Origin of the sequence: Pseudoduganella lutea, from assembly GCF_004209755.1 — a bacterium.
GTDB lineage: Bacteria > Pseudomonadota > Gammaproteobacteria > Burkholderiales > Burkholderiaceae_D > Rugamonas > Rugamonas lutea.
Map to the genome: position 1 here is coordinate 4,036,586 of NZ_CP035913.1, position 12,838 is coordinate 4,049,423.

At 64.3% G+C, this 12,838-nt stretch carries 9 protein-coding genes; 6 read left to right on the top strand and 3 right to left on the bottom strand.

Annotation, left to right across the window (positions count from 1 at the left end; translation table 11 throughout):
* Positions 1-39: 39 nt before the first annotated feature.
* Positions 40-873 carry a ChaN family lipoprotein gene (locus tag EWM63_RS17200; RefSeq protein WP_130187627.1) on the top strand — a complete coding sequence of 278 codons (834 nt, stop codon included), beginning with the start codon at positions 40-42 and terminating at the stop codon, positions 871-873.
* A 179-nt stretch (positions 874-1,052) separates the two neighbouring features.
* Here the strand turns inward: EWM63_RS17200 and EWM63_RS17205 are convergent, their stop codons facing one another.
* Together EWM63_RS17205 and garD are read right to left on the bottom strand one after the other, a co-directional pair.
* Positions 1,053-1,868, bottom strand: a complete 816-nt coding sequence (locus EWM63_RS17205) for an NAD-dependent epimerase/dehydratase family protein (RefSeq protein WP_130187628.1) — start codon at positions 1,866-1,868, stop codon at positions 1,053-1,055.
* A 114-nt stretch (positions 1,869-1,982) separates the two neighbouring features.
* Positions 1,983-3,551 carry a galactarate dehydratase gene (gene garD / locus EWM63_RS17210; RefSeq protein WP_207221109.1) on the bottom strand — a complete coding sequence of 523 codons (1,569 nt, stop codon included), beginning with the start codon at positions 3,549-3,551 and terminating at the stop codon, positions 1,983-1,985.
* 182 nt (positions 3,552-3,733) lie between these two features.
* Here garD and EWM63_RS17215 point away from each other — a divergent pair, with 182 nt between their 5' ends.
* The 5 genes from EWM63_RS17215 (at position 3,734) to EWM63_RS17235 (ending at position 11,803) form a co-directional block, all read left to right on the top strand.
* Entirely contained in the window at positions 3,734-4,429 is a 696-nt protein-coding gene (locus EWM63_RS17215; RefSeq protein WP_130187630.1) for a FadR/GntR family transcriptional regulator, read from the top strand.
* A gap of 435 nt (positions 4,430-4,864) precedes the next feature.
* The gene (locus tag EWM63_RS17220; protein ID WP_130187631.1) at positions 4,865-7,570 is read left to right on the top strand and encodes a TonB-dependent receptor; all 2,706 of its coding nucleotides are present in this window, start codon (positions 4,865-4,867) and stop codon (positions 7,568-7,570) included.
* A 98-nt stretch (positions 7,571-7,668) separates the two neighbouring features.
* Positions 7,669-8,445, top strand: a complete 777-nt coding sequence (locus EWM63_RS17225) for a rhamnogalacturonan acetylesterase (RefSeq protein ID WP_130187632.1) — start codon at positions 7,669-7,671, stop codon at positions 8,443-8,445.
* Positions 8,442-9,884, top strand: a complete 1,443-nt coding sequence (locus EWM63_RS17230) for a pectinesterase family protein (protein WP_130187633.1) — start codon at positions 8,442-8,444, stop codon at positions 9,882-9,884. The genes EWM63_RS17225 and EWM63_RS17230 overlap by 4 nt, the downstream gene beginning before the upstream one ends.
* 8 nt (positions 9,885-9,892) lie before the next feature.
* A complete protein-coding gene (locus EWM63_RS17235; RefSeq protein ID WP_229487345.1) occupies positions 9,893-11,803 on the top strand; it encodes a glycoside hydrolase family 28 protein in 1,911 nt (636 codons plus the stop codon).
* Positions 11,804-11,918: 115 nt separating this feature from the next.
* On the opposite strand, the gene EWM63_RS17240 is transcribed toward EWM63_RS17235, so the two are convergent.
* Complete coding sequence (locus EWM63_RS17240; RefSeq protein WP_130187634.1) at positions 11,919-12,749, bottom strand: glycosyltransferase family 2 protein; 831 nt, start codon at positions 12,747-12,749, stop codon at positions 11,919-11,921.
* Between the last annotated feature and the right edge of the window lie 89 nt (positions 12,750-12,838).

A 12,838-nucleotide genomic window follows, 5' to 3' on the forward strand; every position in this document is an offset into this window, starting at 1 on the left:
CTTCGGGTAGACTGGCCGTTTTCCGTTCTCACAAGCCACATGAAACATTTCCCGTTCGTTGCCGTGCTGGCCAGCGCCCTGCTGGCCGGCTGCGGCATCGTCAAGAAAGACAGCGCCGCCGGTCGCATCACCGGCATGCAGGAAGCAGCCAATCCCCAGGTGCTGCTGCTGGGCGAAGTGCACGACAATGCCCAGGGCCACAAGCTGCGTTTCGAGGAATTGAAGAAGCGGGTCGATGCCGGCTGGCACCCCGTGGTCGCGATGGAACAGTTCGACCACGAAGACCAGCCGTTGCTGGACGAGGCGCAAAAGGGCTGCGTCGATGCCGGTTGCGTGATCCGCGTGATGAAGAAGAAGGGCTGGGACTGGCAGCAGTACTACCCGGTGATCCAGCTGGCCCTCGACAAGCACCTGCCGATCGTGGCCGTGAACCTGTCGCGCGCGAACGCTTCGAAAGTGGTGCGCGATGGCGTGGCATCGAGCTTCGACGCGAAGACGATAGCCGACTACCGGCTCAATGAACCGATCTCGGCCGACTGGCGCAAGGCGCAGGAAAACGAAATCCGCACCGGCCACTGCAATATGCTGCCGGACATGATGATCCCCGGCATGGTCGACGCCCAGATGGCGCGCGACATCTGGATGGCCAGGCTGATTCGCGACCAGCAGCCGCGCGATGTCGTGCTCATCGCCGGCAACGGCCACGTGCGCAAGGATATCGGCGTGCCGCGCTGGCTGAACACCGTCGGCGCCAAGCTGACCGTGAAGGCGATCGGCTATGTCGAAGGCAGTGGCCAGAAGGAGTTGTTCGACGAGGTGCGGAACATCCCGGCGCAGAAGCGCGCCGATCCCTGCGCGAAGTTCAAGAAATAATGTTTCCGAAAACCGGGGTCAGACCCCGGTATCAGGAAATATTTCCAAAGATCGGGGTCAGACCCCGGTTTCAGGCAACAAAAAAGGGCGCATGGGAGAGGGTGCTGACCTGCATGTCATCACCCGCTGCGCAGGCGAGGAGCAGCACTCCTCGAAACCCCTGCTCCGCCCCTTTTCTATCAGTCCTTGTACATCGGTCCGTCGAAGATGAACTTGCCGCCGTGGTAGTTGAACGTGGCGTCGTCCGCTGGCGGGTATTCGCCGGTTTCCGGCACGTCGGCGCGGAACTGCTCGGACGAATCCTTCGGCTGGAAGCCCAGGTGGGCGGCCTTGCGGTTGTCCCACCACTGGCGCTTGTTGTTCGACGCGCCGAACAGGATCGTGTGGCCCACGCGCGGGGTCAGCAGCGATACGCGCAGTGCTTCCACCAGGTCGTCATAGGACAGGTACGTGCACATCATGCGTGGGTTGTTCACCGACGGGAACGACGAACCGATGCGCAGGCACACGGTCTCGATGCCGGCGCGGTCGAAGTAGTAGCGCGACAGCTGCTCGCCGAAGACCTTCGAGATGCCGTACATGCTGTCCGGGCGCGGCGGGTCGTCCGCGTCGATCACCTGGGTTTGCGGGTAGAAACCGATCGCATGGTTCGACGAGGCGAACACGATGCGCTTCACGCCGTGGCGATGCGCCGCCTCGTAGATGTTGTACGTGCCCTGGATGTTGGCGAACATGATGTTCTCGAACGTGTTCTCGGTCGAGATGCCGCCGAAATGCAGGATGGCGTCGACACCTTCGACCATCTTCAGCACGGCGGCCTTGTCGGCCAGGTCGGCCTGGAAGATCTCTTCGCCTTCGCCGGCTTCGCCCATGTCGCCGATGTCGGACAGGCGCACCACGTCCGCCCACGGCTTGATCCGCTCGCGCAGCACTTTACCGAGGCCGCCGGCCGCGCCGGTCAGCAACAGGCGCTTGAAAGGTTTTTTCGTCGTCATTGTCGTCTCTTGAGTCTTGTACGAAGGTTCGGGAGGAAGCATCCTAACTGAATCCGCCGGGGCTGGCGGAGCCAGGATAAAAATACGCGGCAGCTTGATTCGCGCGTTCTGGCGTCAGGTCACTGGCGCCGGATTGAACAGGACCAGCGCATTGTGCAGTTTCCAGTGCTCGGCCCAGGTCTTCTTGCCGCTGGCCACGTCGAGCAGCAGCTGGAACAGTTCCCAGCCCACGCTCTCGATCGTCGCCTCGCCGGTGGCGATGCGGCCCGCGTTCACGTCCATCAGGTCGTGCCAGCGGCGCGCCAGGTCGTCGCGCGTGGCCACCTTGATCACCGGGCATTCGGCCAGGCCGTAAGGCGTGCCGCGGCCGGTGGTGAATACGTGCAGGTTCATGCCGGCCGCCAGCTGCAGCGTGCCGCAGATGAAGTCCGAGGCCGGCGTGGCCGTGTACAGCAGGCCCTTGACGCCCTTGGTCGTGGCTTTCTCGCCCGGCGACAGCACGCCTGAAATCGGCACGCTTCCCGATTTGACGATCGAGCCCATTGCCTTCTCGACGATGTTCGACAGGCCGCCCTTCTTGTTGCCCGGCGTGGTGTTGGCGCTGCGGTCGACCCCGCCGCGGGTCAGGTAAGCGTCGTACCACGCCATTTCGCGGATCATTTCCTCTGCCACCTCGGCGTTGACGGCGCGCGAGGTCAGCTGGTCGATCCCGTCGCGCACTTCCGTCACTTCCGAGAACATCACGGTGGCGCCGGCGCGCACCAGCAGGTCGGTGGCGAAACCGACCGCCGGGTTGGCGGTCACGCCGGAGAACGCGTCGCTGCCGCCACACTGCACGCCGACCACCAGGTCGGATGCCGGGCAGGTCACGCGCTGGCGTTTGTTCAGCACTTCCAGTTGCGCTTCGGCCGTCTGCATGATCGAGTCGACCATCGACATGAAGCCCACGTTGCCGGCGTCCTGCAGGCAGACCACCGGCGGTTCTGTGGCCACGGTGTCGTCCTTGCGGCGGATCTGGATCGAATTGGCCGGGAACAGGCGGGTCGGCTGCAGCTTTTCGCAGCCGAGCGAAACGACCATCGCCTGGCCGCCGAAGTTCGGGTTCTTGCTGATGTTGTGGATCGTGCGGATCGGGATGTTCGCGCCGGGCGCATCGATCGCCACGCCGCAGCCGTAGGTATGTTCGAGGCCGACCACGTCGTCCACGTTCGGGTATTTCGGCAGCAGCTCGGCCTTGATGCGCTTCACGGCGAATTCGACGACGCCGGACACGCACTGCACGGTCGTCGTGATGCCGAGGAGGTTGCGGGTGCCGACAGAGCCGTCTTCATTGCGGTAGCCCTGGAACGTGTAACCCTCCAGCGGCTCGAGCGGCGGCACCTTCACGGTGGCGATGGGCAGGTTGTCCAGCTCGCGCGCCGGCGGCATTTCCAGCAATTGCTCGGAAACCCAGCTGCCCTTTGGAATGTCGCGCACGGCGCGACCGATCGATACGTTGTAGCGCAGCACACTCTGGCCCTGCGCAATGTCCGTCAGCGCCACTTTGTGGCCCTGCGGCACGGTTTCGACCAGCGTGAGGCCATCGTCGAAAACGGTGCCCGCCGGCAGGCCGCCATCGTTGACGACGATCGCGACATTGTCGTTGGCGTGCATGAGGATACGGCGCGGAGTGCTCGCTGTCATGGTTCTATCCTGAGGGGCCGGCTGCCCTTCGATCATTGCTGTTGTTGTGGCGCAACGACGAGACGTGCCGGCGAGTTGTCTGATGACTTCAGTATGACAGATGCCCAAATTTTTGGCTAGTCCACATTGCTCATTTGGTCTGACCGGTTTAGAATGGCCTGACCAAATGCAACAATGAAAACATGATGCTGAAACGTCCGCCCGTCCCGCAAGAGAACCATGAGCCGCGGCTTTACCGCGTGGTGGCGGACCGCATCGCGCAGCTGATTCGCGAAGAAGGAATCGAGCCCGGTGCACGCCTGCCGTCCGAGCGCGACCTGGCCACCAGGCTGGCCGTCAGCCGGGCTTCGCTGCGCGAGGCCCTCATTGCCCTGGAACTGGGCGGCGTGATCGAAGTGCGCGGTGGTTCCGGCGTGTATGTCTGCGAGGTGGAGCCGGAAAACACCGTGCCGGAAGCGGGCCCGGGTCCGTTCGAGGTGTTGTCGGCACGCCGGCTGATCGAAGCGGAAGTGGCGGCCATCGCGGCCCGCGTGGCCACCGACAATGCGATCGACGCGATCCTCAAGGCGGTCGAAGAGATGGAGGCGCATCACGCCAACAAGACGACCAACGAGATGGCCGACCGGAATTTCCACCTGGCGATCGCCCGCGCCACCGGCAACGGCGCGCTGGTGGGCACGATGGATTACCTGTGGAACCAGCGCGGCCGGCTGTGGCACAAGCTGAAGGAACACTTCCAGACCGAAGAGCTGCGCCAGGAAACGCTGAAGGATCACCGCCGCATCTTCGAAGCGATCGCCGCGCACGACCCGGCCGCCGCACGGCGCGCCATGCGCTCGCATCTGGAGCGCGTGACACGGACGTTCTCGCGCGGCTGATGCAGTACTAGAGCAGAACCAGAGCAGTAACTGAGCAGAACCAGAGCAGGACCGGAGCAGTACGGCAGCAGGGAACCGCAGCACAACACAGAAAACGCAGTACCGGAACAGGCAATACAAGAACAAGCAGTACCGGAACGGCATGACAAGAAATGACAGCAGCGTGGCGCCGCATCGAACGGCACCGCGACAGGAGACAGGATGTATTCGATATCACAAGCGGAACCACCCGCCACGCTTGCCGGCGGCGCGCCACGCGCAGCGCCACCGCGCCCCTGATCTTCAACAAGACTAGTTTATCCACCGCCTGCAACCCCGGCCTCGGCCCTCGTTGCAGCGGCATGGAGCACGCGAGGTGCTCCACCAACGCCGCCCGCCGCACCATGCAAGGACGCAGGCAGGCGCGAACACCATCGGAAAACCCAGGAGACAAGCATGAACAAGCGCGCAAGTATGCAAACCCGCTTCCAGCAACGGCTGGTACTGACCTCGATCGCACTGGCGGCAATGGCCGTGGCCAATGGGGCAGCCGCACAGGAAGCCGCGATGCAGCGCATCGAAGTGACGGGTTCCTCGATCAAGCGACTGGCCAATGAAGAAGCGCTGCCGGTCACGAGCATCAAGGCGGAAGAATTCACCCAGCGCGGCATGACCACGCTGGCCGACGTGATGATGGCGCTGCCGCAATCGGCATCGCTGGCACCGTCGAACGCCGGCTCCGGCACCAACATCAATCTGCGTGGCCTGGGCGTGAACCGCACGCTGGTACTGCTGAACGGCCGCCGCCTGGCCAACGAGGCGATCTCCGCCGGCTATGCCAACCTGGACGTGATTCCGTTCTCCGCGCTGCAGCGCGTCGAGATCCTGCGCGATGGCGCATCGTCGCTGTACGGTTCGGACGCGATCGGCGGCGTGGTCAACTTCATCACGAAGAAGGAATTCGAAGGCGTGCAGGTCACCGGCCAGTATGTGACGCCGGAACGCAGCGGTGGCGGCGACGAACGCCGCGCTACGCTGACCTTCGGCAAGGGCAACCTGAACCGCGACGGCTGGTCCGCGTATGCCACCGTCGACTTCCACGACCGTTCGCGCCTGGCCGCGAAAGACCGTGAGCAATTCAGCTCCGACGAGCTGCTGGCATCGCTGGGCCGCCCGCGCACGCTGGGCAGCGGCGGCTATGCCATGCCGGCCAACTTCACGACGGCCACCAACAAGAATGCGCAGAACCCGTACGCGGCCACCTGCGCCGAGCCGTATTCGACGATCGGCGCCAAGAATACCTGTACGCTGAACAGCAACGAGTACGGCACCGCGCTGTACGAGAACGAGCAGATCAGCTTCTACGCCCGTGCCGCCAAGCAGATCAGCGAAGACCACACGTTCACGGTCGAATACACGCGCGGCCAGTCGTACATCATCTCCGCCCGCAACCCGACGCAATCGGTGGCCGTGGGCGGCGTGGCGGCACAGTTGCCATCGACGTCGAAGTGGTACCCGGGCAACAGTGGCGGCGTGCCCGCCATGGCCGGCCTGAACGGCGCTCCGCTGAACGTGACCTGGTCGGTGGCCGACTACGGCCTGGCCGCGCAGAAGGACAAGCAGGTGAACCAGCGCCTGGCCTTCGTCGACGAAGGCGTGCTGGCCGGCTGGGACTACCGCGCCGGCCTCGTGATCGGCCTGTCCGACCGCGAGAACTTCTACCAGAATGGCTTCTTCAAGGGCCAGGGCATCCATGATGGCCTGAAGAGCGGCGCGCTGAACCCGTTCGGCCTGCAGGACCAGGCTGGCCGCGACTACCTGGCGTCGATCTCGGTCGACGGCATGAAGAACCGCGATTCGCAGACCACCTACAAGGGCATCGACTTCTCGGCCAGCCGTTCGCTGTTCGCGATGGCCGGTGGCGACGCCGCGATCGCGGTCGGTGCCGACATGAGCCACCAGACCACGCGCGACGACAAACTGGCGATCCAGAACGAAGTGCAGTACCTGAACAGCACGTCGTCGCATGGCGAAGGCCAGCGCAACGTGTACGCGCTGTACGCCGAACTGGACCTGCCGGTCACGAAGACGCTGAACGTCAACCTGGCCGTGCGCGACGACTACTTCAGCGACTTCGGCAATACGATCAACCCGAAGGCCAGCTTCCGCTGGGAAGCCACCAAGAACGTGATGTTCCGCGGTTCGGCCAACACGGGCTTCCGCGCGCCGACGCTGTTCGACGCCTACGGCTACCGCCTGCCGGGCGCCACCGGCAAGACGTCGGCGCGCTGGGACGATCCGCTGCTGTGCCCGAGCGCAACGCCGGCCATTACCGGCACCGGCACCGCGCTGCCGGGCTATGTGTCGTCCGAAGTCTGCAACGTGCAGCTGAACAAGCAGGTGGGCTCCAATTCCGGCCTGAAGCCGGAAAAATCGAAGGGCTTCACGCTGGGCGTGGTGTTCGAGCCGACCAAGTCAATGACGCTGTCGTTCGACTACTGGAACATCCGCATGAAGGACATGCTGGCCAACCTGCCGGAGCAGGTGTACTTCCAGGACCCGGCCAAGTATGCGGACATGTTCGTGCGTAACGCCGACGGCACGCTGGCCTATATCGTCAACACGACGATGAACCTGGGTGGCCAGAAGGCAGCCGGTATCGACGTATCGGCCAGCTACCGCTTCCCGCGCAGCACCTACGGCGACTTCCGGGTGGAACTGGACGGCACGTACCTGACGCAGTTCGACAACCAGCTGTTCCCGGGCGAGGAGTGGGTCAACAACGTGGGCCGTTTCGGCGCCGCGTCGAACGGCACCACGTCGAGCTTCCCGATCATCACGTACCGCTGGAAGCACGTGCTGAAGATGTCGTGGGCGCTGGGCGACTGGACCGCGCAGGCGACCCAGAACTACAACGACAAGTACGAAGACCAGAACCTCGTGGCGCAAACCTACTGGCGCGACATCAACTCGTACAAGCCGTGGAACCTGACGGTGGGCTACAAGGGCTTCAAGAACACGCAGCTGACGTTCGGCATCACCAATGTGTTCGACTCGGCACCGCCGGTCACGAACCACAGCGGTTACTCGTTCGGTTACCTGTCGAGCGCGGCCAGCCCGATCGGCCGTTCATATAACCTGCGCGCGAGCTACACCTTCTAAGCGCAGTTTTTAGGCAGAAACTATTGCGCGGAAAATGGGCGGTCCGGCGATCCGGTACGTCCCATTTTCCGGGCAACTTTATAGGAACGGAGGTCCGAATGAAGCAACGTTTCCTGTCGGGCGCTGTCGCGGCGCTGTTGTGCGTGGGCGGCGCCCAGGCCGCCGACAAGCCGGTGCGGTTCATCCTCGTCGGCGATTCGACGATGGCGTCGAACAGCGGCTATGGCGATGCGTTCTGCGCGCGCGTCAATCGCGCCAACACCTGCATCAATCTCGCGAAGGGCGGGCGCAGCTCGTCGAGTTTTCGCGCCGAAGGGCGCTGGGACGAGGTGCAGGGCCTGCTGAAAGGCGCAGCCGCCTACCGCACCACGTATGTGCTGATCCAGTTCGGCCACAACGACCAGCCGGGCAAGCCGGGCCGGTCGACCGATTTGAAGACAGAATTCCCCGTCAACATGGCCCGCTATGTCGACGAAGTAAAGGCCCTGGACGGCCTGCCGGTGCTGGTGACGCCGCTCACACGGCGCATGTTCAAGGACGGCGTGCTGGAAAACACGCTGGTGCCGTGGGCGGATGCGATCCGTGCCACCGCAAAGGAAAAACAGGTGCCTTTGCTGGACCTGAATGCCGACAGCTACGCGGCCGTGCAGGCCATGGGCGAGGCGCAAGCCGATACGTTCGCCGTGGCACCGAAGCCGGCCGCGGCGCCCGTCGCCATCGGAGCGGGCGTCGAGCCGCAGGGCGCCGCGAAGAGCGCGTTCGACTACACGCACCTCGGCGCCAGGGGCGCGAAATACTTCGCGGCGATGGTCGAGCGCGAACTGAAGGCGGCCATCCCGGCCGTGACGGCCGAGTTCAAGCCGGAGGGCGAATGATGCGCGCCGTGCTGATCGCCGCGGCCGTGTTCATGGCCGGTGGCGTGCACGCACAGGATACCGGTGCCGCCGGCCGTCCCCAGCTCACCGCGGCTGAAGCGAAACGCTACACGATCGCCGAGGTGCTGAAGACAACGGGCCGCGCAGGCGCCGAGAAAACCGATCCGTGGGACCCGCTGGCCGACCCGCTGGCCCAAGGCGCGCCATTCAAGGCCGACTACGTCGTCGATGCCGCCGGCCGGGCCGATGGCGTGACGACGTTCGTCAGCGTGCAGCAGGCGGTCAACCGCGCGGTCATCGATGCCGCCGCGAAGCCACAGGGCGGGCGCCAGTACATCCTCGTCAAGCCGGGAACCTACCGCGAGCTGGTCTACGTGCCGGCATCGGCGCGGCCGATCACGCTGTACGGGGAGGGCAGCGATGCCGCCGATACCGTGATCTCGGCCGGGCTCGATGCCGCCATTCCCGTGGCCGACTACCTCAAGCGCCATGGGCCGCAGTTCGAGCGGCTCGATCCTTCGATCGTTGCCATGCACGCGCAGATCGCGGCCCGCGCACCCACCATCTCGACCAGCGGTTCGATGACGGTCTGGACGCGCAACCACGGCTTCCAGGCACGCAAGCTGACGATCGAGAACAGTTACAACAAGGCCACCGGCAATGCGCGCGACGAATGCGGCGAGCGCGTGTGCGGCACGCCGGACAAGCCGCAGGCGCGCGTCAGCCACCAGGCCGTGGCGCTGCTGGTCGAAGGTGCGGACAAGGCGCAGTTCGAGAACGTGCGGCTGATCGGTTTCCAGGACACGCTGTACCTGAAATCGAGCGAAACCCGCGTTACCGCGCGCAGCTTCTTCCACAAGTCCTATATCGAGGGCGACGTTGACTTCATCTTCGGGGACACCACCGCCTACTTCTACCGGAGCGAAGTGAAGTCGCTGGGCGACCGCACCATGTCCTACGTGGGTGCCCCGAACACCAACTGGCGCACGAAATACGGCTTTGTATTCAACGAGGTGCGCTTCACCAACGACGGCTCGCCGAATGCGCTGGCCGGCAAGTTCTACCTCGCACGCCAGTGGTTCCACAATTCGCGCTGCAGTCCCTATGCGCCGGTGGCTGTGGAAGGCTATGCGTGCACGCTGGGGACCGAGAGCGTCTACAAGGCGCCGAAGGGCACGATCACGCCCACGGTGCTGGAAACCGTCGGCAAGATGGTGGTGATGAATTCGCGCATCGGCGTGCACATCGACCGCAACAAGCCATGGTCGGACTGGAACGCGCCCGGCACGCTGGCTTACCGCCCGGCGCAGTTTTCACCGGATGATTTCTACAAGAACCTGAAGAACGCGGGCATCGACCCCGTCAACCACCTGGGCTACCGGAAGCAGCCCTCGTCAGGCGATGCATACCTGGCGGAATTCAACAATGCCCACGAGTAGGAGACAGCATGAACAGCATGATGAACAGCATGAGAGACCAGCGCGTCAATGAAAAACGCCGCGCGATGATGAAGGCCGTATCGGCTTCCAGCCTGGCACTCGCCGGCGGCGGTGCCGCCCTGGCGACCGGTTCGGCCAACGCGGCCATCGCGGACGACCCATGGGGCCGCGCGAAGGAAATCGTCGACCGCCTGAACAAGCCGCGCCGCTTCCGCGACCAGGATTTCCCGATCACCGATTTCGGCGCTGCCCAGTGCAAGCTGGTGAAGATCAAGGCGTGGATTTCCCACGACGACCAGGCGACGGTCGAAACCCAGGCACCCGGCTCGCACGATTGCTACCCGGCGATCAAGGCCGCCATCGAGGCCTGCCACAAGGCGGGCGGCGGGCGCGTCGTGATCCCGGCCGGTAACTGGTTCGTGGCCGGCCCCATCGTGCTGCTGTCGAACGTGCACGTGCACCTGAAGAAGGGCGCCAACGTGCTGTTCTCCACGCAGCCTGCCGACTACGCGAAGTACGGCGAGTTCGACTGCGGCAAGCACGGCAAGCTGGTGATCACGCGCTGGCAGGGCAACGACTGCCTGAACTTCGCGTCGCCGATCTACGCCTACGGTGCCGACAACATCGCGCTGACCGGCGAAGACTGGACCAGTATCCTGAACGGCCAGGGCGGCGTGCCGTTCAATGGCAAGGATGGCGATTGCTGGTGGACGTGGAAGGGCAAGAACCGCACGATCAATCCGGCCTCGCAGGCGAACACGCCGGGCTACGTGGAAGGCAAGCTGACGCAGCGCCTGCCGAACCCGATCAACCCTAAATCGCTGAAGGACGTGGCGCCGCACCTGACGGAAGCGGAGCGCCTGCACATCCAGGGCGAGGGCGAGCGCTGGCGCGCCGACGAGCAGTACCTGCCGGCACTGTCCGAGGCGGGCGTGCCGCTGGCGCAGCGCGTGTTCGGCCTGGGCCACTTCCTGCGCCCAACGATGATCCACATTATCGGCTGCACCAACGTGCTGCTCGAAGGCTATGAAGTGAAGGACACGCCGTTCTGGCAGCACCACCCGGTCCACTGCCGCAACATCGTGATCCGCAACGTGCACTGCAACAGCAAGGGCCCTAACAGCGATGGCTTCGATCCCGAGTCGTGCGACATGGTGCTGATCGAAGGCTGCACGTTCGACACGGGCGACGATTGCATCGCCATCAAGGCCGGCAAGGACCTGGACGTGCAATACGGCCCGTCGCAGAACATCGTTGTGCAGAAGTGCGTCATGCAGAGCGGCCACGGTGCCGTCACGCTGGGCAGCGAGATGGCCGGCGGCATCCAGAACGTCTACGCGCAGGACCTCGTGTTCGAGAACATCCACTGGGCGACCGATCCGCTGAACACGGCGATCCGGCTGAAGACCAACATGAATCGCGGCGGCTACCTGAAGAACTTCTACGTGCGCAACGTGAAGATCCCGAACGGCGTGCAGACCAGCCCGTCGTTCTACGCGTCGCTGCCCAACTCGCCGATCGAATCGAAGACCGTGGCCGTGGCCGCCGGTGCCGTCGTCACGTTCGACTGCGACTACACGCCCACCGCCGACACCGTGCGCACCCGCCCGCCGGTGGTGGACAACGTGCAGATCTCCCATGTCACCGTGGGCAATGTCGAGGTGAAGAAGGGGCCGAAGAAAGGGCAGAAGGCGGCGTGCTACCAGGCTGTCGTCATCCTCGGCCCGGTCTCCAACAACTACAACGGCCCGCAGCCGATGCCGCAGGTGCCGCCAGTCACCAACGTGACGATCAGCGACTGCGACTTCGGCACCACCGTCAGCACCGAGCAGCCGTTCTTCCTGTACAACGTGCGCGGGCTGAAGCTGAACCGGGTCAAGATAGGCGGCAAGGAGTACAACACCACACTGTCTGCATAACCGCACTGCAAAACCGGTGACAGACACCTATTATTTTGGAACATCCGTTGCAAAATAACTGGTGTCTGTCACCGGTTTTCAGGCGAGGGGCTTGTTCCTCAAAGTCCCTGCTTCACTACCGGTTTTCCGTTTTCAGTACAGCCTGCAGCTCCGCCACCTTGCGCTTCAGCGCCGGCAGGAAGCGGCTCGCCACCCCGTCGTCGCATTCGTTGCGGTCATGGCCGACGAACCAGTGGTCGGGCCGCACGATGTGCGGCGTGCGGTCGGCCGCGCCGATGTCCTGCTTGACCTGCTTGAAGTAGTCGTAGTGCTGGGTCACGTAGTGGTTGATGCGGAAATGCTCGTACGTGGGTGACAGGGTCGGGTCCCGCAGCATGGGCGCCGTCAGCGGCCGCAGTTGCTCGTCGACCGTGCCGTGTGGCGTGGTAAACAGGTGCGATCCCGTGCAGCGCACCGGCTGCCCGGCGCGGACGATGGACTTGACGTGCCGGTTCGGGCCGAAGCCCGGTTCGCTGTGGCGCGGATAGTCTTCCAGCAGCAGGCCGCCCGGATCGCCGACATGCCCGTTGCTGCCATAGCAGATCCAGTACACCGCCAGCGCTGACAGCGCCTTGTCCTGGTAGGGCGCCAGCGCTTCGGCCATGTTGGCGGCGCGGGTGGGGAACAGGAACTCGTCGCCGTCGATGAAGGCCATCCAGTCCACTTCCTGCTGGTGCTTGTCCCAGGCGTGCTGGTAGGCGGCCAGTTGCGGCTTGTCGCAGTCGCCGATCCGGTACACCGTGATCGGATAATGCCGCGCCAGCCTGGCCAGTGTGCCGTCCATGCCGTCTTCGCATTTGTGGCAGTACACATAGAAGCGATCGAAGCCGGCCAGCATGTGGAAGGCGAGCCACTCCACGATCCACGGCTGGCGGTTGCGCTGGATGGAGGTAATGCCAAGCCGCATCGAGGGCCCCGCTTATGAGCAGGCGCCATTCTACATCGGCCTGCGATGCATGCGCCTGCGGCCGTGCGCCCGTGATAAGGTGCGGCCAT